The sequence below is a fragment of the Paenibacillus sp. J31R120 genome, from assembly GCF_056269225.1.
Map to the genome: position 1 here is coordinate 168036 of NZ_JBWDNN010000003.1, position 22703 is coordinate 190738.

Annotated in this window: 20 protein-coding genes; 7 read left to right on the forward strand and 13 right to left on the reverse strand. The window is 51.9% G+C overall.

Annotated elements, in window-relative coordinates; translation table 11 throughout:
• The first annotated feature begins 111 nt into the window (after positions 1-111).
• The gene (locus AC0YNW_RS13100; protein ID WP_475832379.1) at positions 112-1017 is read left to right on the forward strand and encodes an NAD(P)/FAD-dependent oxidoreductase; all 906 of its coding nucleotides are present in this window, start codon (positions 112-114) and stop codon (positions 1015-1017) included.
• Between the two features lie 107 nt (positions 1018-1124).
• Positions 1125-1415: a hypothetical protein gene (locus AC0YNW_RS13105; RefSeq protein ID WP_387473233.1), complete on the forward strand. Its 291-nt coding sequence runs from the start codon at positions 1125-1127 to the stop codon at positions 1413-1415.
• Positions 1416-1523: 108 nt separating this feature from the next.
• Here AC0YNW_RS13105 and AC0YNW_RS13110 read toward each other — a convergent pair whose 3' ends face one another.
• The 3 genes from AC0YNW_RS13110 to pyk all read right to left on the reverse strand — a co-directional run bounded on the left by AC0YNW_RS13110 (position 1524) and on the right by pyk (position 4847).
• Entirely contained in the window at positions 1524-1790 is a 267-nt protein-coding gene (locus AC0YNW_RS13110; protein ID WP_119799745.1) for a CD3324 family protein, read from the reverse strand.
• A gap of 379 nt (positions 1791-2169) precedes the next feature.
• Positions 2170-3138, reverse strand: coding sequence for an EamA family transporter (locus AC0YNW_RS13115; RefSeq protein WP_475832380.1), 969 nt, complete (start codon positions 3136-3138; stop codon positions 2170-2172).
• Between the two features lie 290 nt (positions 3139-3428).
• Positions 3429-4847 carry a pyruvate kinase gene (gene pyk, locus AC0YNW_RS13120; protein ID WP_475832381.1) on the reverse strand — a complete coding sequence of 473 codons (1419 nt, stop codon included), beginning with the start codon at positions 4845-4847 and terminating at the stop codon, positions 3429-3431.
• A gap of 106 nt (positions 4848-4953) precedes the next feature.
• Here pyk and AC0YNW_RS13125 point away from each other — a divergent pair, with 106 nt between their 5' ends.
• Both AC0YNW_RS13125 and AC0YNW_RS13130 read left to right on the forward strand, forming a co-directional pair.
• Positions 4954-5736: a helix-turn-helix domain-containing protein gene (locus tag AC0YNW_RS13125; protein ID WP_475832382.1), complete on the forward strand. Its 783-nt coding sequence runs from the start codon at positions 4954-4956 to the stop codon at positions 5734-5736.
• 53 nt (positions 5737-5789) lie between these two features.
• Positions 5790-7850: a molybdopterin-containing oxidoreductase family protein gene (locus AC0YNW_RS13130; RefSeq protein WP_475832383.1), complete on the forward strand. Its 2061-nt coding sequence runs from the start codon at positions 5790-5792 to the stop codon at positions 7848-7850.
• A gap of 101 nt (positions 7851-7951) precedes the next feature.
• On the opposite strand, the gene AC0YNW_RS13135 is transcribed toward AC0YNW_RS13130, so the two are convergent.
• From AC0YNW_RS13135 to AC0YNW_RS13160, 6 genes are all read right to left on the reverse strand, one after another.
• Entirely contained in the window at positions 7952-8923 is a 972-nt protein-coding gene (locus AC0YNW_RS13135; RefSeq protein ID WP_475832384.1) for a 2-hydroxyacid dehydrogenase, read from the reverse strand.
• Positions 8924-8944: 21 nt separating this feature from the next.
• Positions 8945-10120: a PstS family phosphate ABC transporter substrate-binding protein gene (locus tag AC0YNW_RS13140; RefSeq protein ID WP_475832385.1), complete on the reverse strand. Its 1176-nt coding sequence runs from the start codon at positions 10118-10120 to the stop codon at positions 8945-8947.
• A gap of 75 nt (positions 10121-10195) precedes the next feature.
• Complete coding sequence (locus AC0YNW_RS13145; RefSeq protein WP_475832386.1) at positions 10196-11299, reverse strand: GerAB/ArcD/ProY family transporter; 1104 nt, start codon at positions 11297-11299, stop codon at positions 10196-10198.
• 1 nt (position 11300) lies between these two features.
• The gene (locus tag AC0YNW_RS13150) at positions 11301-11531 is read right to left on the reverse strand and encodes a hypothetical protein (RefSeq protein ID WP_475832387.1); all 231 of its coding nucleotides are present in this window, start codon (positions 11529-11531) and stop codon (positions 11301-11303) included.
• Between the two features lie 7 nt (positions 11532-11538).
• Positions 11539-12747, reverse strand: a complete 1209-nt coding sequence (locus tag AC0YNW_RS13155; protein ID WP_475832388.1) for a Ger(x)C family spore germination protein — start codon at positions 12745-12747, stop codon at positions 11539-11541.
• A 9-nt stretch (positions 12748-12756) separates the two neighbouring features.
• Positions 12757-14265 (reverse strand): spore germination protein, encoded by a 1509-nt coding sequence (locus tag AC0YNW_RS13160; RefSeq protein WP_475832389.1) that lies wholly within the window; start codon positions 14263-14265, stop codon positions 12757-12759.
• 175 nt (positions 14266-14440) lie between these two features.
• On the opposite strand from AC0YNW_RS13160, the gene AC0YNW_RS13165 reads away from it, so the two are divergent.
• Positions 14441-14587 (forward strand): hypothetical protein, encoded by a 147-nt coding sequence (locus AC0YNW_RS13165; protein WP_387473259.1) that lies wholly within the window; start codon positions 14441-14443, stop codon positions 14585-14587.
• A gap of 269 nt (positions 14588-14856) precedes the next feature.
• Here the strand turns inward: AC0YNW_RS13165 and AC0YNW_RS13170 are convergent, their stop codons facing one another.
• From AC0YNW_RS13170 to AC0YNW_RS13185, 4 genes are all read right to left on the reverse strand, one after another.
• Positions 14857-16497: a GMC family oxidoreductase gene (locus AC0YNW_RS13170; protein ID WP_475832390.1), complete on the reverse strand. Its 1641-nt coding sequence runs from the start codon at positions 16495-16497 to the stop codon at positions 14857-14859.
• Between the two features lie 278 nt (positions 16498-16775).
• Positions 16776-18611, reverse strand: a complete 1836-nt coding sequence (locus tag AC0YNW_RS13175; RefSeq protein ID WP_475832391.1) for a polysaccharide deacetylase family protein — start codon at positions 18609-18611, stop codon at positions 16776-16778.
• 10 nt (positions 18612-18621) lie between these two features.
• Positions 18622-20052 carry an MBOAT family O-acyltransferase gene (locus AC0YNW_RS13180; protein ID WP_475832392.1) on the reverse strand — a complete coding sequence of 477 codons (1431 nt, stop codon included), beginning with the start codon at positions 20050-20052 and terminating at the stop codon, positions 18622-18624.
• A 64-nt stretch (positions 20053-20116) separates the two neighbouring features.
• Positions 20117-20542: a GNAT family N-acetyltransferase gene (locus AC0YNW_RS13185; RefSeq protein ID WP_387473269.1), complete on the reverse strand. Its 426-nt coding sequence runs from the start codon at positions 20540-20542 to the stop codon at positions 20117-20119.
• Between the two features lie 186 nt (positions 20543-20728).
• Between AC0YNW_RS13185 and AC0YNW_RS13190 the strand changes: the two genes are divergently transcribed.
• Together AC0YNW_RS13190 and AC0YNW_RS13195 are read left to right on the forward strand one after the other, a co-directional pair.
• Positions 20729-21688, forward strand: a complete 960-nt coding sequence (locus AC0YNW_RS13190; protein WP_475832393.1) for a cation diffusion facilitator family transporter — start codon at positions 20729-20731, stop codon at positions 21686-21688.
• A gap of 183 nt (positions 21689-21871) precedes the next feature.
• Entirely contained in the window at positions 21872-22684 is an 813-nt protein-coding gene (locus AC0YNW_RS13195) for a (2Fe-2S)-binding protein (protein WP_475832394.1), read from the forward strand.
• The last annotated feature ends 19 nt before the right edge of the window (positions 22685-22703 follow it).

Genomic DNA, 22703 nt, shown 5'->3' on the forward strand with positions numbered 1-22703 from the left:
TCCAACCGGCATAATAGTGACATTCTATTCCTTGCCATCCTAGTCCAATTATAACAGTGATTGAGGCGGCAGAATAAGGAAATCATTCAGAATCCGAAAAGGAGTGTCACGATGAACGTATGGGATGTTGCCATTATCGGGGGCGGTCCGGCAGGGCTTAGCGCAGCGCTAGTGCTTGGACGCGCGCTCCGCACTGTCATCTTGATCGACGAGGACAAGCCCCGCCATGCGGCTGCGCACAGCTCCCACGGCTATTTGACGCGAGACGGCATCTCGCCATCGGCGTTCAGGGAGCTTGGACGCGAGGATGTTCGCGCTTATGAGCTGGTTCGAATGGAACAAGATACCGCAACGGGTGCGAGGAAGGAAGACGGACATTTCCATGTCGCCACTGCCAGCGGCAAATCTTATATAAGCAAGTATCTGGTCATCGCGACTGGCGCTCGCGACCAGCTTCCGCCTATTCCGGGCATTCAGGAAAGCTACGGAATCTCCGTCTTCCCCTGCCCTTATTGCGATGGATGGGAGCATCGCGGCGAGCCGCTTGCCATCATTGGCAGCGGCCAGTCCTTGTTTGGCTATGTGCAGCTGATCTTCAACTGGAGCCGTGACCTCAGCGTATTCACCGACGGCGCTTCCATGCTCACGCTTGAGCAGAAGCAAGCGCTCCAGACTCGCGGAATTGCTCTGTATGAGCAGCCGATAAAGTCGCTAAGAAGCAGCGGCGGCCAGCTGGAGAAGATCATGCTGGAAGACGGACAAGAAATTGCGCGTCGGATTGCCTTCCTGGCAGATACCGGAACGCGGGACGCGACGACTATTCCGGATGAACTGGGAGTCGGACGCGAGCAGGATGGCCAATACGAGACGATGGAGCATGGAAGCACGCAGATCGAGGGATTGTATCTGATCGGCGACGCCAAACATTATTTTACGGGGCTGATCGGTTCGGCTAGCGAAGGCTATGAGGCGGGAGTTGCCATTAACCGCAGACTTGTGGAGGAAGATTGGGTTTAGTGTCGATAAGTATTCAAGCGCAAGGCCATGTTGTGACAAACATTTCAACCTGAATCTGATAGGATGATAGGCATGTCGCCTATAACTAGCAGAGGAGCGTTGCGAGAATGAAATTGATTATGAATGAAAGCTTTAACAACGAGACGATTAACTTTGACGGCTTTAGCTTCAAAAATTGCAGCTTTACAAACTGTGTCATCATCATAACGACACTGAACTTTAACTTTGAGGGTTGCTCGTTCTATGGTTCTGCGCTGCATGTGAACCCGGATCTGCCTATCTTCGAAGTATCCCATCGGCTCTCTCAATCCGTCTACGATACAGAAACGAACTGCTATCGTGACGATTACAAATATCCGCGAACCGTAGTGCCGCTTCCAACCTCGAACGTCCATTAATAGCGAAAAACGGCCTGAGCCGTCATCTGCAAAAAAAAAAGAACCTCCCGCCGCATCAATGCGACACTTGGGAGGTTCTTTGTATAGAGTCCGCTCGTATTGTTTCATCTAGCGCGCCTTCACAATAATCTTGCGTATGCTCTCGCTGGACAGGTGGTACTTGCGCTCCAGCTCCGCTACGGTCGCCCCGTTGCTGTAATGCTGGAAAATTTCCTTATTGCGCTCCGCCAGAAGCTTGCGTGTGCCGCTCACTTCTCCCCAGCTTGCGCGCTGGTTGGACGGTTTGGGAATATAGATCAGATCACCTTGAATATATTTTTGCAGCTCCAACAGGAGACTAGGGGGAAGCACGTCTCTTCCATTTTTGTAGTTCACGGTATAAATCCTCCTCAAATAAGTTCAAACGTTTTGCTTGCAGCGTGTCATTCATAAATACATTTTCCATGTCTTGCCGCCTCCCTTTCATGATTAATAGTATTTGGGGTGGTCCCCGTGCTTCATATGAAGCGTCACTTTTCCATTATAAAGAAAACCATTTTTGAGCACAATCGTTTTTTACAAATAAAAAGAGGCCCGAAGGCCTCTTCGACTACGGTAATCTCCGTTAAACGGAGACCACCTCTAAGTTGTGAATCACACGGATCAGCTCCTTTCCTTCACGTTAATACGTCGGCCCGACAACCAAAGTATACTGCCAATCCGTGGAAGCGGGAAAGGAACAAAACGAGTTAAAAAAAACTTTACCAGCTTAAGGCTAAGCCCCGACGCCCGATGAAATGCGTTTGTTGCGCCTCACCAGCTTGATCAGCTCCGGGTAAGCGACTCCCGCAAGGACAATTACAACGCCCGCCCATTGCAGCCAGGACACTTGCTCGTGGAGGACAATTGACGAAAGCAATACCGCGACAGGCAGCTCCGCTGCGCCCAGAATGCCGGCCATCCCTTCACCTATATGAGGTACGCCATAAGCGAACAGCAGCGGCGGGATGAAAGCGCCGAACAGTCCCAGCAACGTCCCGAACAGGATCAAGCTGCTGAACAAATCGCCGTTCCACAGAAACTCCGGCGGGAACAGAATAAAGACGAAAGTCATACCGCCAGCCATCATCCACTTGCTTCGTGTAGCCGGCGCCACTTCAGGCGCCGCATTACCGCTGAACAGAATGAACAGCGTGTAGCTGATCGCAGCGAGGAAGCCCAGCGTCACGCCTAGCGGATGGAAGCTGCCCCCGCCTTGCTCCATAATTCCTGCGGCCAAGATCGTGCCACCAAGCAAGATGACGAGCGTGGTCACAATGGCGCGGTTCGGGCGCTTCTTCTGCCTGATGCACTGCACCAGGACGCCAATCCATGTGAATTGAAACAGGAGCAGGATCGCAAGCGAGGCCGGAATATACCGGAGCGAATGATAGTACACCAGACCGGTAATCGCTGTTGGGAGTCCGGCAGCCATAAGCAGCAGCCGTGTCTTCCAGCTCAGCCTCTGCAGATGTTGTTTCACACCGCCTGCTGTTGCACTGCTCCCCGCTGAGCCGGATGCTGCGGATCTTCTCTGCTTGCGTTCGATATAAGTCGCGAACAGCCACGACAGCAAGAAGCCGATCATCAGCTGGCTTCCTACAACCTCTCCAAGCTTATAGCCTTCCCCGTATGCGAGTACGACGAAAGTCGATAATACGCCATAGCTGGCTGCGCCTACAAATACGGATATCATATATTTCATTTTGTCTTCTCTCCCCCTGTATATCTGTTGCAAGTAGCTTAATAAACGCAAAAAAGCTACGGATAGCAAGGTCTGGATGAATCATTAGACCTGCCATTCGTAGCAAGGAAGTTAGGCTTCCCGTAGATACCCCCACCCTGTGCCCAAGGCCGTTATGTGGAGTTATACGAAAGGATTGCGTATAGATGGAACGATGTCACCTGCGTGAATCGAACCTCACTTATTGTGTCACCAAGCAGCGGATCTGTCAATAGCCGGTTGTGCAAAAAGCAACACCTAGGCAGTCATTCCTAGTCCATCTGCTGAATTTGGATCAAGTTCGTCGCGCCGGCCCGGCCGCTTGGGATGCCTGCCGAGATGACGAAATAATCGCCCGACTTCAGCAGCTGCGTACGAGACGCATTGCGCACTGCCGACTTGATCAAAGCGTCCGTGGATTCCGCCCATTCGCCCTTCACCGGGACGACGCCGCGCACCAGCGTCAGGCGGCGCAATACATGATCATGTGCCGTAATGCCAATGATCGGAGCCTTCGGCCGATACTTGGATACCATACGCGCTGTGAAGCCGCTCTCGGTCGGCGCCAGGATGGCTTTGGCGTCCAGTTGCAGAGACGAGCTGACAACCGCTTGGCTGATCACTTCCGTCGTGGACGAGGATGGAGCCGTCAGCTTGCTGCGGAACAGCTCGGTATAGTCAATCGTCGATTCCGCGCGCTCCGCGATCATCGTCATCATGCGGACGGATTCAAGCGGATACTTCCCGGCTGCCGTCTCGCCAGATAGCATGATTGCATCCGCTCCTTGCAGCACCGCATTCGCAACATCGCTTACTTCCGCGCGCGTCGGACGCGGATTCACCTGCATCGAATCCAGCATCTGTGTCGCCACGATGACAGGCTTGCCCGCCAGATTGCACTTCTGGATCATTTCCTTCTGGATCATGGGAACGTCCTCTGCCGGAATCTCAACGCCCAGGTCGCCGCGGGCAACCATGATGCCGTCGGACACCTCAATGATCGCATCCAGATTCTCGACGCCCTCTTGATTCTCAATTTTGGAAATAATCTGAATATGACTTGCGCCTGCATCCTCCAGCAGCTGCTTTACTTGCAGAACATCCTCCGCCTTGCGCACGAACGACATCGCAATCATATCGATGCCTTCTTCTACACCGAATGCGATATGCTTAATATCCCGATCCGTTACTCCAGGCAGCGTCGTGCGAATGCCCGGCAGGTTGACGCCTTTGCGCGGTTTAAGCGGACCGCCGTTCAGCACGCTGCATATGATTTCCGTATCTTCCACCGCATCGACGCTAAGCTCGATCAAACCATCATCGATCAAGATTCTATCCTCCGCTTTGACAACCTTCGGCATATCCGGGTAATTGACGGCCACACAGCTGCCATTGCCCGTAATCGGTCTGCTGGTCAGAGTCAGCTTGTCGCCTGCCTTCAGCTCGTAGCTGCCTTCCTCCAATGTACCGATTCGAATCTCCGGTCCTTTAATGTCCATCATGATTGCGACGATAGCCGGTGCCGCCGCTGCCGCTTCGCGGATCAAGGCGATGCGCTCGCTATGATCGCTTAACTCGCCATGCGCCATATTCAATCGGGCTACATTCATGCCCGCATTCATCATTTCCTTCAGTATGGATATCGAATTGCTGGATGGTCCCATCGTACATACAATTTTCGTCAGACTCATGTCGTCATCCCTCCATCATTAGCTTCGTCCATTGTAGAGGAAAAAGGAGACAACGTACATGCACTATAGTATGATAGATATACTATAGTATGATTCGGGGTGTCGTATGCTGTCGTTCGAAGGAATGCGCCAACATCAAGGGATGAACTGGTACGAGGAGCGTACCGTGCAGGACGGCTCCGCTGTGCTTGTCGTGATGACTTATGGAAAATGCGTCTACTGGATCAATGGCGAGAAGCTGCTGCTAGAGAAAGGCGACTTTATGTTCATCGCCCCTGGCTCGGGCTATTACGGCAAGAGCGTGCCGACCGTGTTCCATGAGCAGTTTGTTTTAACGTTCCGCTTAGGGATGGCGGATGAGATTGATCCCTTTCCGGTATCCGGTCCCTTCATTATGGCCAAGGCCGGCTGCTACGATATGATGATCGAGAGGCTTCGAACCGTATGGAAGGAGTGGCAAGAAAGCTTGCCCTATGTCAAGCTGCGAGCCGCAGCATTGACGCTGGAGGCTCTGGCGCTATGGGGCCGGGAGCTGCGCCGAGGTGAGCAGACCGCTATGTCACAGCAGCATATCGAGCGGATGAAGGCTTATCTTCAGAATCACTATCGCGGCAAAGTGACGAAGGAGCATCTGGCTGAATGCATAGGCAGATCGCCCAATCACGCCGCAACTTTGTTCCGCCAAGTGACGGGTCAGACGATCAGCGAATATGTGCATAGCCTCCGCATGCGCACTGCGGTCTATATGCTGACGGAATCGCTGCTGACCGTGTCGGAGATTTCCGACTATCTGGGTTATTCCGACATCACGTATTTCCAGCGCGTCTTCAAGCGTACGCTCGGTCACTCCCCATCGGCGTATTTAAAAGAACGCCGCCAGCACGTATAATGGGGAGATAACCTCTTCATTGGAACCTAACAAGATTTCGGAGTGATCCTACCATGACTACATTCTTAGAGAACGGGGTCGTGCGATCCGTCTGTCCGTTCGACTGCCCCGATACATGCGGCCTTCACGTCACGCTTCAGGACGGACGCGTAACGAACGTGACCGGCGATCCCGATCATCCCGTTACCCGGGGTGCTATATGCAACAAAGTAAGGCAATTGCCCGATCGTGTCCATCATCCCGAACGTCTGCTATACCCGATGCGAAGAACCGGCCCGAAGGGCTCTCTTCAATTCGAGCGCATCAGGTGGGATGAGGCTTACGACGAGATTACGCGCCGAATGACTTCAATTATGGACGAGTATGGAGCCGAGGCTATCCTTCCTTACAGCTTCTACGGCAATATGGGTGTGCTGAATGCTGAAGGCATGGATCGCCGCTTCTTCCACCGCCTGGGCGCAAGCAAGCTTGACCGCACAATCTGCAATGCCGCAGGCTCAAAGGGCTATAGCTATACAATGGGCGGCTCCATTGGCATCGATCCCGAGGAAACCGTCCATACGAAGCTGTTCCTCATATGGGGCGCCAACCTGGTCTCCACCAATATGCACCAGACTATGCTCGCTACAGAAGCTCGCAAAAACGGGGCGCGAATTATTCATATTGACGTTCATCGCAACCGTACCTCCGCATGGGCGGATGAATTCATTCTGCTGCGTCCCGGCAGCGACGGTGCGCTGGCTCTCGGCATGATGCACCTTCTGATCCGCGACGGTTATGTGAATGAGAGCTTTATCCAGCATCATACCGTCGGTTATGACGAATTAAAGATTGAAGCAGCGAAGTATCCCCCTACCGTGGCAGCCGAGCTCACAGGCATTCCTGCCGAGAAGATAGAGGAGCTGGCCCGCGCCTACGGCACGACCACCCCGTCCTTCATTCGGATCGGCAACGGGCTGCAGCATCATGACAATGGCGGCATGATCGTCCGCACGATTGCTTGCCTCCCTGCCTTGACAGGACAATGGGCCGAGATCGGCGGCGGCGCGATGAAGGGCAACAGCTGGTATGCCCGAATCAACAATGCCGCCATCGAGCGGGAAGATCTGCTGCCGGACCCCGATGTGCGCACCGTCAATATGAATCAGTTGGGCGATGCGTTAACTGCGCTTGAGCCTGCAGTTCGAATGCTGTTCGTCTACAACAGCAACCCCGCTATCGTCGCGCCTGACCAGCGCAAAGTGAGAGAAGGGCTAATGCGGGAGGATCTGTACACAGTCGTGCATGATCTGTTTCTGACGGATACTAGCAAATACGCGGATATTGTCCTGCCGGCAACCGCCCATCTGGAGAATTTGGACTTATATAGCTCTTACTGGCATCATTACGTTCAACTCTCCAAGCCAATCAAGCCGCCTGCGGGCGAGAGCCAATCGAATTTTACACTCTTCAAGGAATTAGCTCTTCGCATGGGCTTTGAGCCGGAGCTATTCGATCTGTCCGAAGAGGACATGATTCGTATCGCACTGGACAGCAAGCATAATCCGCTATTGAAAGACATCACTTTCGAGGCTTTGGTGGAGCATGACTGGATGAAGGCCGGTGACGGCACACGTTATCCGAAGATGGACGATCTGCCGACGCCTAGCGGCAAGATCGAGCTTTATTCCGAGGCGATGCGCGGAGCCGGACTGCCTCCAGTTGCGACCTACACACCGCTTGTCGAACCGGAGTATTACCCGTTCCTGCTGACGACCGGGCCTAACCACAGCTATATCAACTCTACCTTTGCCAACCAGCCCAAGCTGCAGAAGCTAGAGAAGCGACCGACGCTCCATATGCATGCCGATGATGCCGGCAAGCTTGAGCTTGCCGACGGAGAACGCGTACTGGTTCGCAATGATCGCGGTGAGGTACAATTGACGCTAAAGGTCGGCGGAGATGTGCTTCCCGGTGTCTTGGTAACGCAAGGACTGTGGTGGGACGACGACACGGAAGGCCGCAGCGCGGTGAACGCCCTTACACCGCAGCGCCTCGCGGATATGGGCGGCGGAGCTACCTTCTTCTCCAACCGGGTGGAAGTGGTCAAGCTCCCGGCAGCTGAAGTGAAATAAGAGACTGAACGAATCCGTGGAAGGATACACACAACTTGCCTATAAGATATAAGAAAGCGCCGCTGTATGGAATATACAGTGGCGCTTTCTATATGCAGCGATCAGGATTTGAATTCAGGAACGCGGTGAGGCGGCTCTTCGCCTTGCAAGACAGCTACAAGATTGTGAGCGGCAAGCATCGCCATGTCTTCTCTGGTCTTCGACGTGCCCGAGCCGATATGCGGCAGCAGCAGCGCATTAGGCAGAGCAATCAGCGGATGATCTGCAGGGAGCGGCTCCTGCTGGAAGACGTCCAGTCCAGCCGCACGAATCGTCCCCTTTTGCAACGCTTCAATCAGTGCCGGTTCATCTACCGTAGCCCCGCGGGAAGCATTAATGAAGATGGCGGAAGGCTTCATCAGGCCGAACTCCCGCTTGCCGATCAACCCTTTGGTTTCATTCGTTAATGGCGCTAACAATACAACATAATCCGATGCAGCCAGCAGCTCGTCCAGTGCCATATAGGTGGCGTCATACTTCGCTTCCGCTTCAGGCTTGCGGCTGCGGTTATGATAGTTCACCTTCATCCCGAAGCCGAACGCTGCCCTGCGGGCAACTGCTTCACCGATGCGTCCCATGCCCACAATGCCTACCGTGGCGTGATGCACGTCTACACCGAACAGATTGTCATTGTCCCCCCGCTTCCAGAGGCCTTCTCTGACATAGCGGTCAAGCTCCGCTACTCGGCGGGCGCTGCCCAGCATAAGCGCGAACACGAGATCCGCTACCGTCTCATCCAGCACCTCCGGCGTATGCGTCCCCGTGACGCCATGACGCTTCATGGCGTCGATGTCGAAGTGATTATAGCCGACGCTGATCGTGCTTACAGCTTTGAGCTTCGGCGCTGCCGCCAGCAGCTCGTCATCAATGCGCCTGCCCCCCGTCAAGTATCCTTCCGCAGCGGCAATCCGCTTATAGAGCTCTCCCCTTGGAATGGTATCCTCTTCCTTCCAAGCATCGACTTTACAATGCTCCAGCAAATAATCCATAACGGCATCGGAAATGGCATAATCAACAAAAATGTTTGGCTTCATATATGTACTCCTCTCTTGTTGCTACGGTGCGGCAAGGGGCGTATAACCTGTCTCTGCCACAAGCTTCTGCCCTTGCTCCGACCGTATCCAGTTAATCAAGGATTCGACATGAGGATTGCTAGTTCCTGCCGTTACGGCATAGAACGGACTGCTGAGCGGATAAGTTTCGTTCGCAATGCTTTCCCTGCCAGGATAGACGCCATCTACAGAGAGCAGCTTAATCTCTCCGTTTCCAATCATTTCCGTAGCATAATACAAAAACGTAAACCCGATCGCATTCGGATAATTGCGGTAGTCCGCTGTTTGCGCAATAATTCCGCCCATTCCTGGCGTCACATCTTTCCTGGGCGGATGCGCCAAGCTTCTCCCCTTCATGAGCCGCTGCAGCGCAGATTGGCTGCCGCTGCCCTCCGGGCGCTGGAACGCTCTAATGGACGCATGTTTGCCGCCCAGCTCATCCCAATTCGTGATAGCCCCGGAATAGATGTCCTGAATCTGCTCCGTTGTCAGATCGTTAACCGGATTGTCCGCATGCGTAAAAAATACAAACGCTTCCCTTCCGATCGGCGTCAGCTTCAGATCTACGCCAGCAGCCAGCGCGTCGCCGCGCTGCCGTTCGGACGGTTCAGCCGCAAAGATGATATCCGCTTCCCCAGAGATAAGACTGTCGTAGGCTTGGCTCGTCTTCGTGGAACGAACCTCGCTGCGGATATGATCATAACCCTTCTCGGGATATACGGCCATAGCGAACGCCGAATAGAGCGGGTACAACGCAGTAGCCCCGTCCATAATGGGCAGTTCGTCTTTGATTCTAAGAGTGGACGGCTCATCCAGCATCACTGCCTTGGAACCGCGGACGAACGGCTCATAAGCGGCAAGATCGACCTCGTTCTCCGCTACCGTCGGGATGTTGTTGTGATACATCCGGTTCATCTCATAACCGAATACGACAGCGCCCAAGACGAGCAGCACGCCCGCCATGCAAGACCAGTACACTTTGCGCCTCAACCAATTCCCCAATCCGACCACCAGCATGATCGACAGTACGACGCATATGCTAAAAATAATCCAGATATAAAACAGTCTGACCCCGGACAAGACAGCGAAAATATAAACAAAAAAGCCGACAATCCAGATGAGAGGCACAAAAAACAGCCCCGTCAGCACCTTCGACCAAATCGATTCCTTTGCAGCCAAGCCTATCACCTATCCCCTCATAGACATCTCTTTCTATTTATCCACTATAAGGAAATTCCTGGCTTTAGAACAGTACTATTTTGCACTGGTACCGGGTCCTTTGAACCAACCCCGAATAAAGGCTAGAACACATAGCAGGATGGGAAAAATGACAAATCCGATCAGGATATAGCTCGTTCCCGTATTCCCGATAAATGAAGCGACCGTTTGAAAGTCTGGCCCTACCCAAAAACATACGAACAGCAGCAGCAGCCCCACTGGCATGACAATAATTTCGGGCTTCTTAAGCCGGAAGGTTTCGGAGATGCCTCGCGTAATGGCATAATAGTACACGCTGATTTTAATATACTCGCCCAGCACCCACACCATCATCACGATGGCTTCCAAATGCTCGAAAAACTCGGCGTACGCAATATAGCGTGCCGCCATGAGAACGGGGTAGGTATAATAGCCCGTGCTTTCGCCTACCAGCATGAAGACGGCCAGATTCGACGCCAGCATCACAAACGTAATGCCGGTGACACACCAAAAGCCCCACTTCTTAATGTTGTTTTTGTCGCGTACTAACGGAAGAATATAGACGGCAAGCAACAATTGGCTGAACCAGCCATCCACAACCAGCGAGCCTTGTAGAACTGGCACGGCACCTCTCTCCAGCAGCGGTAGAAGATGATGGGGATTCAGCTCGGGGATTAGAAGTACGAGAATGAGCACGGTAAACAACGTGATGATCGGCACAAAAATTTGTCCGGTTCGCGCAATGACCTCAAACCCCCTTCTTACCGCCCACCCGCATAAAATAAGCATAGTGCCGATTATGACAACGATTGGCGTCTTGAGGAAGAAGTTCGATTCGATAAATTCGGCATAATCACGAATGGAAATCGCCACGATATGGAATTGGAACACAATGAACAGCACACTGATGATCTTACCTGGATATGTTCCAAAGAGCGATTCCAGCAGCCTGACGATCGAGCCCTCCGGCGCGAGCTTGAACAGCTGGTAGGCCAGCCACACGACCAGATACCCCACTCCCATCCCAAGCAGCGGAGTCAACCACATATCCTTTGCCGATAAGCGGGTTGTAATGGACGGCATCAGCAGCACGGTTGAGCTGAGCACGAATTGAAACATAATAATCGCAAGCTGAAGTGAGGAGATTTTTCCGCTTAGCATCTCAGTTCACCGGCTCCAGCAGCGGCCTCAGCGGGCTCAAGGCCTGATCTACCCATTCCGTCATATTCGTCAGCTGCGGATCAATCGCGAGACCTATCGTTAGCGCCAGACTTAAGAACAGCAGCGTGCAGGCAATCCAGGCGTCCCGCTTTTGCAAGCCGCGCCAGGTGCCGTTCATATAACCTAAAGCGAGCGCGAATAACCAGACGAGCAGCATTAAGGGGATGGACATACGCATATCACTCCATTGGGATGTTATTGATTTGCTTCACAAGCGCTCCGGGTCTGCGGATCTGAATGTTGACTTGCGTATTTGTCTCGATCCTCCGGAAGGTTTCGCTCCATTCCGACTTGGCAGCCGCCCATTGCTTCGGGTATTTTCTTCGATATAGCTTGCTGTATCCCAGAATATCCGATTTATATTTTTGCTGAATCACATTCAAGGATTTGTCGATTTGGTTCTTAATCATCTGCTCGAATAACGTCTCCATCTCCACAAGCTGCTCCGTTACGGAATAATCCAGACGGCTCGCATTCTGAATCAGATTCCCTTCACATTCGATGACCAGCTCCATATGCCATTTGCCGCTGCCGTCAATCTTAGGAATAAGCCTGGACTTGCTTGTCGTCAAATGCACGGCTATCGTTTCATCCTTGGCAACGGCCGCAGTCAGTATTGTGCTCGGTTTAATCTGATTCGTAATCCAGAAATAGCCATGCGTCAGCTCATGATTGAGACTCCCGATCATCTGGCCTTTCTTGAAGATCGTCAGTCCTTTGAAGTACGGCACATTCGCATTGCGAAGATGCTTTTTCTCCGACATGACCGCACTCGTCAGAATATAGGGGATCGTATAAGTCTGCTCCGGCGTCTCCACGATCTGTTCCATAACCGTCTTCAAGTCGACATCGATACTGACCTCTGTCTTCGATAGCTCCGTCAGCGCCTCCATCAAGTTCTGATCCAGTCTCGGTATGACCCCCATCGTATCGATCGCCTTGCCTTGCGTCACGTAGATGTTCGTTCTTTCTCTTGCGCGCACATAGCGCAGGAAGAAATCCAGATCGTCATTGAACCCTCGTTCTGCCCGCTCCTTCCCGAACACATACACATTGTTATGGCCCCAATACAAGCGGCGTGAGAGCCTCTCCTGCAGCTTCGACATGGCGTCAGCCATCGAGGTGCCTGTGGCGCTGGATACGAGAATATTGCCGTTCTTCCTCTCGGATTCCATCCCTTCTTGTCCGCTTCCTGATTCATTGCCGCCGGGAGACGGCAGATAGATCTCGACAGATAGCTTCACTTTATTGTCCTTCTCCTGATCAATGCCTGCGCCCAAAATGATGGCGATATCATTCACCTCAATCCGGTCCCAGCAGCCCGTAAGAAGCGGGATTGCCGAGATAGCCGCAATAACACGAATGAGATTGCGCGCCTTTGTCATCATGTCTGCATCTCACTCCTGTTTTCGATGCAATTTGGATACGTGCATACCCGGCTTATTGCGCTTCCCCCCTCCGCTGTTCGTCAGCCTTGGCCGCTTGCGCGGAAGCCATGCAGGCGGGCGCATGACAACATCCGTCCATTCCCCGACCATCATAGGCGCTATGGGTGACAAATAAGGCATTCCGAAGGAACGGAGCGAGCATAGATGAATCGCAATGCCGATAATCCCCATTAGCAAGCCCAGCAAGCCGAACACACCCGCCAGCAGCATCATAGGAAATCTCAGCAGTCTGATGGAGATGCCGACAGAATAGTGCGGCAGCAGGAATGAGGCGATGCCCGTAATCGCCACGACCATGACCATCGGAGAAGATACAAGACCGGCAGAGGTAGCAGCTTGCCCGATGACCAGCGCACCCACGATGCTGACGGCGGCGCCTACCTGCTTGGGCAGGCGCACACCAGCTTCTCTTAGCGCCTCGAACATCGTCTCCATCATAAATGCCTCCATCAGCGCAGGGAACGGAATAGCCTCCCTGGACTTGGCGATGCTAAGCAGCAAGGCGGATGGTACCATTTCATGATGGTAGGTCAGCAGTGCTACGTAACCGGATGGGACAAGCAGCGCAATATAGAAGAAGGAATAGCGAAGCCAGCGTATGGCTGTCGCGATGAGGAACCGCTCGTAGTAATCTTCCGGTGATTGCAGCAAGGAGAACAGGCTGACAGGCGCGATCAGGGCCATGGGCGTATTGTCGGTCAAGATGACGACACGGCCTTCCAGCAGGCCGGCGGCAGCCGCATCCGGCCGTTCCGTGCTTAGCATCTGCGGGAAAGGCGAATACGGCTGATCCTCGATGTATTCTTCAATGGTGCCGCTCTCCAGCACGCCATCGACATCAATCATACCGATGCGTTCCTCTACTTCACGCACCAGCTCCGGCGCTGCCAGACCTTCGATATAGGCGATCGTAACATGGGACTGTGTAATGCGGCCGACCTCAATCCCTTTCATCTTGAGCTTCTGGCTTCTCAGCCTGCGGCGCAGCATCGCCCGATTGTCGACGATGCTTTCCGTGAAGCCTTCGCGCGGTCCACGAATGACGGACTCTGCGGCAGGGTCCTCAATCGCCCGTTTTCGCCACTCCGCCAGGGAAAAGGCATAACCGCGGTCGATTCCGTCAACAAGCAGGATCACGCTGCCGATCGAGATATGATTAACCAGCTCTTCCAGCGTTTTAATTTCTTCCGAGCATACACCCGCAACTTTATATTGAAATTGTTCCTGCAAGGAACCGCCGTCTTCATGGAATCTCCAGCCCGCCATTTCTTTGCGGAGATCATCCATTCGATCCTCATGCGTCAGTCCGTTAAAAAAAACTAACATGCCGGGCAATTGTTCGCCAATTCTGAAGTGATAAATCGAAGCATCGTTGCAATCATGCAAAAAATGCTTCAGCTTCTCCCTCGATTCTTCGATATGGCTTGACAGCGGCGTATGATGGTCATGCATAGACATCTCCCCTGACTCCCGATGAGTTAGACGTCCTTATCGTTTGCCAGATCCTGCTTTTTTATCCGCATGACTTCCTTGCATGGCTGGCATTCCCGCAATAGATCGGCAACAGATCGGAGAACTTAATACAGCCCGCTTACTTTGCGGGCCACTATACGCATGATGGAGGAATCTGAACATGGGTCGTCACAAGCAACGCTCCTCAGCAAGCAAAAACGTGTCGTACGCGATTCGCTCAAGGCAAGCCGAGAACGACGTAGCAGGTACAGTGGCTCAGCATCGGAACCAGAAGGGTCATGCGCCGAACAATCCGTCCACAGGCTAGGGCTTAATAACAAGCCTATGGCTCCTTGATTCCTTGGCTGGACGCATAACTGCAACCCTTTTGGGAATGGCAAAAAGACTGTCAGGCCAATGCCTGACAGTCTCAGATTGTCGAGAAACCTGCGTCTTTTTTAGGACGCCAGGTTTCTCTTTTGTTTTAAGGGAGATCCGAATAGCGGAAACCCAATGGAGCTGTTTAGCAGTTGCGAGACTTCGTTCATTCGTTTCTTAGGTTACCATCACGTCTGTCATTCCGAGTGCCTGCGATTTTCACTCCTCATCGTTTTCAAACAGGTCTCCTATTTTTTTAAATCTACGTTGTCTTTGTAGTCTTCGCTTATGCATGATTAATTGCCGGGCAATAGTGTAACCAATAAGGAATGATGCGGCAGAGGTATTCCCATCCACAGTGAACGGGATAATGGAAGCATCAGCAACAATTAACTTTTTCACCCCGTGAACGTGTCCGCGGCGGTCGACAACCCCACCTTTATTCAATGGAGCCATACGGAGCGAGCTTTGCTGATGATGATTGTGGCTGAAATTGTCCTTAATAAATGCCTCCAGTTTGGAGTCGTCGTTCATGATATCGATCGTTGGGGATATAAGCTGATAGGTCGAATCAATTGCCGCTAACTCCGATGCTATCTTTCGCACATATACTTTATAGATGTTTTTTACTGCCTCCATATCAGAAGGATTATCAAGAAAACCTTCATCTGCCAGTACTATTTTTAGAGGATCTTGGTTTTGGATTTTAATCGATCCTCGGCTCAAGGGCCTAAGGTAAATAAGCGCTAACGACAATCGGTTTTCTTCCGAACCGATGCCGATCAATTGTACTGCGCGGCGTCTGGGATTCGTGCCTGAAGGCTCCGGCAAGAAAGCTCCCCCGGTATAAAGGGAGTTAGGATCTGAAGCCGGTAATGCCCTGTCATTAGGGTTGGTTGCAAAAACAGCGAAGTTTAAGGTGTGGTTTCTTAAGCTTTTTCCCACGTTGGGATTATTAAAAACGGGGGTTATACCTGCTTGTTTAAGAAGATTGTAAGGTCCAATACCCGATAGCATCAAAATTTGAGTACTATTAATGCCTGCGGAAATAATGACGTTCTTCCGGGCATATGCCTTTTTGCATTTCCCATCTCTTAAAAACTCGACCCCATTAGCCTGTTTGCCGGAGAACAGCACACGAAGAACCGTTGAGTTAGATAACAGTCGCAATCTTCGCCCTCTTACTCCTCGGCCGCCTGGACTAATTATGTCCGAAGATAGAAAAGCAGTTGACGAGCTCACCCTTCGGCCGTTCGGATTTTGATACAGCTGCCAACGGGTAAAGGGTCCGAGAGGGGTTCTCGGATTATTGTAATCAACGATCTCCGGAAACCCCGTAGCTCGTTCTATAGCAGAAACCAGCTTCTTAGCCATGGCTGTCGGACGAACAGGGGCTTGCCGTATGTCGATTCTCCCGTTATAACCTCGTGCATTCGTATTGGTTGTTTTTCCATTGTATTTCTCCAGTTGTTTAAACCGTCGTATAACCCTTGCCGGCGACCAAAGCGGACCCAAGAGATTTTCCCATTCTTTAAATACAGCGCTTGTATATCGCACATACTGTTCCCCGTTAATCGAGGAGCCGCCGCCGAGAAGCCGCCCAGTAGTCCATTCAAACGTGCGGTCGTCTACACCTGCTTGGGGGATGCCTTCTCCTTGCCAAAAGTATTCCGGGAAATACTGCTCCTCCAATTCAGGAGCGAATGTCGAATGGCTAATGGGCTTATCTTTATCATTATTTTCGCCAGATTCCAAGAGAAGAACGGAAGTTTTTTTCTCGTCGGAGAGGAGTTTTGCAATGACAGCTCCGGCGGGTCCTGTCCCTACGATAATGTAATCGTAGAATATCGTACGTTTCATCTGGGTTCTCCTTATTAGTTGGACTCCTGCATTATATTATCTTCTGCTGTCCCATGTACCGGAAGAACGGAATTGTTTTCTGGCGTTCTTTCTTATAGGGGATACGAGACCTAAGCTCCTATCTCTCCTCTCCCTTTTGGCAAAAAAAAGAGAAACCCAGCGTTTTCAAAAAAACGTGGGTTTCTCTACATGCTGAGACTGTCAGGCCAATACCTGACAGTCTTTTTCATTGCTCTGTTGCTAAGCTGACTCATTACCCGGAATGCTCAATCGTTCGTCTATTTGCCCTGCAGTCTTGCGACCAACGTTTCGCTTGGCACTTCTGGACTACCGTTAATGCGTTTCAGAGCAAACAGCGAATCCGGATCGCCTTTGACGATTTGGCTGATGCCCGACTTGGTCGATAAAGTGGCCCGATAACCCATGTCCTTAAGAATTTGCTCGGACAAATGGGAGTAGTAGCCGAACGGATACGTAAAGACATTCACTGTATTGCCAAGCTGCTGCTCGATCGAATCCGCCATGCCTCCGATATCGGTTAGAAGCGCTCTAGCGTAATCGCCATTCGATTCGCCAGGCATTTGCAGCACGCCGCTTCGGATGGAAGGATCATCAGGGTTCGATTCATGCATGTCATAGCTGTGATTCTGAATATCAATAATGCCGGAGTCTTGCATTTCCTTAGCCTGCTCCCACGTAAAATGCGGATAGAACTGCTTGCCCGGAATGCGGTGCTCGTTACGCCCTGTGGACCAGCCGATAATGGAGATGGTCGCATTCAGACCCAGTTCCTTCAGAACGGGGTAACCATATTCGTAATTGCTTAAGTATCCATCATCGAACGTAATGGCTACCGGATTATCCGGCAGCTCCTTCTTCCCGTCCACATAATCGATCAGATCCGAGATCAGCACGGCGTTGAAGCCGGCCGCCTTGACTGCTTCCATATCGCTGCGGAACTTTGCAGGCGGTGTAATAAGCGAGTTCGGCTCGTATGGATCGTCATCAATATGATGATAGACAAGGATGGGAATGTTGACCGCATCCGCAGATGGCGCAGCAGGACGATGGAATATCGCAGCTGCGTGCTCCGCGACATTGTCTTTGGTTGTCAATTGTCCGAAGCCGCTCGGCACATATACGCTGTCATCTTGGAAGATGTAGCCCAGCATCATGCTGCCAAGCGTGTTGCGGTAATGCATCGTATCGTAGAAGTAGCGCGGGTCCCCGCTGATCGGCGTATACCCGGAGAAATCCCAGAAGTCCGTAACCTCCGCCAGCTTAGTCCAATACGTCTTCAGATCCTCCATATCATAGCTGAGCAGCTCTTGCTCGGAAGTAGCTCCGGTGATAAGCCGGAAGGTGGCACCATGCGACTCCGTATAGGCCTTCATTCGCGCCAGCGCCTCTACGTTCTTGTCGAGAGCCGAGGCTTCCAGCTTGCCGAATGGCGCGAAGGCCGCTTTGTTCGCTTGCATGTAGGCTTCCAGATCATCGACCTTCTCCGCATCCCGTTTGACCTTGTTATAGACACCGGTCTCCGGTATGAATTGCGAGTATTCGAACGAGTCGACCGCCCGCTTGGCGTAGCCCTCCAATTTGGCATAGCCATAAGAAGGATTCAGCTTCAAATAATCCAGATAGAACGAGAACTTCGAATCGCCCGATACCTTGGCATGGAGCGATTGCTTGAAGTCCGTCGCCTTCTCGTTAAAGTGGCTGAGTTCCTGCAAGCTCATATGCACGACGATATTTTTGGGCTTGTATTCATCCACGAGATAATAAAGCGTCTTCTCATAATCATGGAAGTCGCCGCCGTACATGAGCATACTGTAGAACTTCGCATCGTCGCCGTAATACTTGTTCAGCAGCTCAGGTGAGATCGAGCTGGACTTCGAACCGCCGATAATATACGAATTATAGCGTTCATGATACTGGTCCAGGTAGCCGATCTTGGCTACTCGCGGATTGTTGACCATATTATAAGAATGCCATTTCAATACCTTGTCGCCGAATACGCCGAAGGGATCGACGACCATATTAAAGCCGGCCACGACCGCCGCCGCCAGAACCAGCGATGCGACGAACGCGATCAACCATTTGAGCAATTTCACCTGCATCACCTCAGAATTGGAAATATAGGAAATTGGACACCGATGTCATCTGCGCCAGCGAAATGCCGAGCAGCAGTGCTGCAGCCACCGCATGTCGTACGCCAGGCTTGAAGTCCTGCGTCATCTGTGCCGAGTTTTTCCCGAAGAACGAGATCGCCATGCCGACGAGAAGCAGTACGATCGTATAGGCGTTGTAAGCAGCGAAGCTCGCCACCTGATCCAGTGCAGCTGTCATATCCATTCCTGCAAAATCCTTTAGGCTGAACATCTTGCGAATGACAAGCCAAGCCTCGCCCATCGTATCAGACACGAACAGAATCCGGGTTCCGATTACGCCTGCGAACGTCAAGGTCCAGGCCAAAATGAACGGCAGCTTCCACTTGTTGCGGTACATGAAATGGGCCATACATACGAAGACGCCGTTAATGATGCCCCAGACGATAAATTGCCAGCCTGCGCCATGCCAGAAGCCGGAGACAAAAAACGTCATCATGACCGAAAAGTAGAAGTTAAAGCTTCCGCTTCCCTTACGGTAGAAGCTGCGGAAGATATAATCCGAGAGAAACTTTGACAGCGTCATATGCCATCTCTGCCAATATTCACGGAAGTTCCGCGCCTTGTACGGCGAGTTGAAGTTATGCGGCAGCCGGATATTGAACAGCAGCGCGAGTCCCAGCGCCATGTCCGCATAACCCGACAGATCGAAGTAATACGAGATCGTATACCCGACCGAAGCCAGCCACGCGGAGAGCGTATCGCCTGCTCCGACATTCGCATAGAACGTTGCGGCATAACTCGTGATCGGATCGGCCAGCATGATCTTCTTGGCGCAGCCGATGGAGAACAGGAACATGCCCAGCATAATATTGGCCGGATTGATGCGGCGCATCGCCTTGTCCTGGTATTGCGGAATGACATCGGCATGATGCACGATCGGACCTACGATCAATTGCGGGAAGAAGGTAATGAACAGCAGGAAATCGACAATTGGCGTTTCCTTGGTCAGTCCTTTATAGCAATCGACCAGATAAGCAATCAGCTGGAACGTATAGAATGAGATCCCGAGCGGCAGCACAATCTCCAGCAGCGGGAACGCTTGTCCGGTCAAATGATTGACATTTTCGATGGCGAAATTTGCATATTTGTAATAGCCCAGGAACGCGACATTTAGCAATAAACCGAGTGTAAGCAGCAGCCGCTTCGACCAGCTTGCTCCCCTCTTGCCCGCTTTGACAATCATACTGCCAATTGCAAAGTTGACGAAGATATCGAGCATGAACAGGATGACGAATGTTCCGCTGCCCTGCGCATAGAAGTAAATCGAAGCCATAACAAGCCATAGCTTGGCGACATTCGGCTCCTTCACATAGGTAAGCAACCGGTAGACGAGAAAGGTCACCGGCAGGAATAGGAATATGAATGTATAAGTTGAAAAGATCAACGTGGCAACCTTCTTTCAATAGATGCATGCCAGCAAAAAGGGCCGGCGCGTTCTCCGTACTCCTCTATAGCTTCTTGATCATGCGAATATGCGGGATGCCTTCCTCCATGAATTCATCGGAATCCGCCGTATACCCCAGCTTCTCGTAGAAACCCGCAGCTTGCGTCTGTGCATGAAGCTTTGCTTTCGTCAATTCGGCTTCCCTCGCCACTTCTTCAAGCTCTGCCATGACAGCAGCACCGATTTTATGTTTGCGGTACGGCGCAAGCACGCATACTCGCTCCAGCTTCGCAACGCCGTCCACGACCCGAATTCGGCCTGCTCCGGCTGGCTCACCATTATACTTGACCAGCACATGAATCGAATCTTCCTCATGCTCGTCAATCTCGACGTCGGGCGATACGCCCTGTTCATTCACGAATACTTCCATTCGAATGCGGTAAGCCTGGTCCAGCTGTTCTTTCGATTCTACTCTTTCACTTGTTAGCATGGCTCTCTTTCGCCACTCCCTTCATCATATCTTCTCCATTATAATGCTATTTTTCACCGTTTGCCAAAATCACTTAAAAATCGACGTTTCTCCTCCATGCATCTCTTTATTGAAGAAAAACCATAATAGACATATAATGTCTTGTGTGACAGCTGTTAAAGTTTGGTTATGGAGGTCAATTTATTTATGGGCAATTTTTGGGCGCTTGTCAAAAAAGGCAATACTTCATCCGCCACAGCAGCACTTGGCAATACCGGGCTAGCCATTATTAAGGCCATCGGAGCGTCCATCAGCGGCAGCGGCACCATGTTCGCCTCCGCCATGCATTCCGTCGCGGATGCGGTAAACCAAGGCTTCGTCTTCTTCGGCAGCGTACTGGCCGAGCGACAGCCGACCAAGCGATTCCCGACAGGCTTTGGCCGGGTCGTGAATCTGTTCTGCATGATCGCTGTCATCGTGGTTACGATTATGGCGTATGAGACCTTCCTCAAAGGGATAAAGCTGATCAAGCATCCCGAAGAAGCGACAAGCTTCTGGCTCAACTTCATCATTCTGTTTATTGCCATCGTCATTGACGGTTCAATTCTGATCAAAGCGATGAAAGAGATTGTCAAAGAAACGCGAAGCGGTGCGAAAGGAATGGGCATACTCCCCTCCGCCATCCGCAATGCTGGACGTGCCGCACCGCCGACCCGGCTCGTATTCTATGAAGATATCGTCGCTACCCTCGGCGCTGTTTTTGCCTTACTCGCGATTATTCTTGCCGAATATTCCTCATTCAAACTCATGGATGGCATCGCCACCATCTTGATTGCGTGCCTGATGATTGGCGTCGCCTTCAAGGTTGGTTATGACAACATGGTAGGCTTAATCGGCGTCGCGGCGCCGAAGGATGTGGAAGATCGGCTGGGCGCTATCATTCTGGAAAATCCCGACGTTACGGACATCGGCAAGATGCGTATCGTTCAGGAAGGTAAAAATTATCACGTCGAAGCCTATGTAGAGCTTCGGAAAGGCTTCTCGCTTGCAGAAGCAACCGAAATTAATCATCGGATTCGTACCCGGCTGCTGGAAGATCCCGATGTTGCCGATGTAACGCTGGGCATTATGGACGATAACGGGATCATCTCCTGGAAGCGGCCCTAACCCGATTGACGCGATAGCTCCTGCACCGCCTGCTGCCCGTTTGCTGGAACATGGACATTTTCTAATGGCCATGTCCGCTGCAAACGGGCTTTTCTCCTTCATTGACAGGGGATTCCGCCCCGCTCTATAATAGCTCTATTCTAAATGTGATAACTATTTTTAAAGCCATCGGAGGGGACGTTCATGTCTCAGGAGCTCGATTTCAGTGTAATCAAAGACTTTTACCATATCTCGCCCGAAGGTGCGGATAAGCCGATATTCGAACTGCCTGCATCCGGGCTCACGGAAGCGGCAAGCGCCAGAGGAGCACTTGATGAGATGGGCAGGCTGTGGAAAGCCGTTGGCATGGATCTGCCAACCTCCTTCACCGGTATTACACTGTTCAATCTGACGGTCATGAACGTATTTTTCTCCGCCAGCCACAATGTATTTCTGAGACTTCCGCTTGACGCATTGACATTTCAGTTGGAGCAGCATAACGACCACGCCCATTACGGTTTCAAGCTGCATGCGCTGGAGCCCGTCTCTTTGCCATCTGATGAACCCGAGCGCAAGGAGATTCTCGTTCGTGAATGGACGACATTATTCCAAATGACGATCATCCCTGCGGTCAACGGAATTGCAGCAGCTGGCGGATGCAAACCAGATATGATCTGGAACCAGTTCGGCGGTGGCATGCATGGTGTAATCGCTTATGTGCGGCAAGCCTTTGATATTCCCGGATTAGCCGACCGAATGGACGCGGAATTCGAGGTTATCGAAGAATTGCCTGCGGAAGTATTCCAGCGCAAGCGCAACCCGTACCTTCATAAGCCACGCTATATTGACAATCCTTGGGACCCTTCAGGCCATCCGCAAATGCTGCGGTCGTCCTGCTGTATGTATGACCGGCGCGAAGATGGCGCGAAATGCTACAACTGTCCGCAGATGCTGCCGCAGGAGAGAGATGAACGCCGCAAGCAGGTGCTGGAGGAGCTGGCTAAGGCTCATTCCTAACGGAAGCGATCCGTTGTAT

Bases quoted from the DNA above. Each gene is read 5' to 3' on its own strand.
- AC0YNW_RS13100 (WP_475832379.1), top strand. From the start codon at position 112: ATGAACGTATGGGATGTTGCCATTATCGGGGGCGGTCCGGCAGGGCTT.
- AC0YNW_RS13105 (WP_387473233.1), top strand. From the start codon at position 1,125: ATGAAATTGATTATGAATGAAAGCTTTAACAACGAGACGATTAACTTT.
- AC0YNW_RS13115 (WP_475832380.1), bottom strand. From the start codon at position 3,138: ATGAAATATATGATATCCGTATTTGTAGGCGCAGCCAGCTATGGCGTA.
- pyk (WP_475832381.1), bottom strand. From the start codon at position 4,847: ATGAGTCTGACGAAAATTGTATGTACGATGGGACCATCCAGCAATTCG.
- AC0YNW_RS13125 (WP_475832382.1), top strand. From the start codon at position 4,954: ATGCTGTCGTTCGAAGGAATGCGCCAACATCAAGGGATGAACTGGTAC.
- AC0YNW_RS13130 (WP_475832383.1), top strand. From the start codon at position 5,790: ATGACTACATTCTTAGAGAACGGGGTCGTGCGATCCGTCTGTCCGTTC.
- AC0YNW_RS13135 (WP_475832384.1), bottom strand. From the start codon at position 8,923: ATGAAGCCAAACATTTTTGTTGATTATGCCATTTCCGATGCCGTTATG.
- AC0YNW_RS13145 (WP_475832386.1), bottom strand. From the start codon at position 11,299: ATGCTAAGCGGAAAAATCTCCTCACTTCAGCTTGCGATTATTATGTTT.
- AC0YNW_RS13150 (WP_475832387.1), bottom strand. From the start codon at position 11,531: ATGTCCATCCCCTTAATGCTGCTCGTCTGGTTATTCGCGCTCGCTTTA.
- AC0YNW_RS13155 (WP_475832388.1), bottom strand. From the start codon at position 12,747: ATGATGACAAAGGCGCGCAATCTCATTCGTGTTATTGCGGCTATCTCG.
- AC0YNW_RS13160 (WP_475832389.1), bottom strand. From the start codon at position 14,265: ATGTCTATGCATGACCATCATACGCCGCTGTCAAGCCATATCGAAGAA.
- AC0YNW_RS13165 (WP_387473259.1), top strand. From the start codon at position 14,441: ATGGGTCGTCACAAGCAACGCTCCTCAGCAAGCAAAAACGTGTCGTAC.
- AC0YNW_RS13170 (WP_475832390.1), bottom strand. From the start codon at position 16,497: ATGAAACGTACGATATTCTACGATTACATTATCGTAGGGACAGGACCC.
- AC0YNW_RS13185 (WP_387473269.1), bottom strand. From the start codon at position 20,542: ATGCTAACAAGTGAAAGAGTAGAATCGAAAGAACAGCTGGACCAGGCT.
- AC0YNW_RS13190 (WP_475832393.1), top strand. From the start codon at position 20,729: ATGGGCAATTTTTGGGCGCTTGTCAAAAAAGGCAATACTTCATCCGCC.
- AC0YNW_RS13195 (WP_475832394.1), top strand. From the start codon at position 21,872: ATGTCTCAGGAGCTCGATTTCAGTGTAATCAAAGACTTTTACCATATC.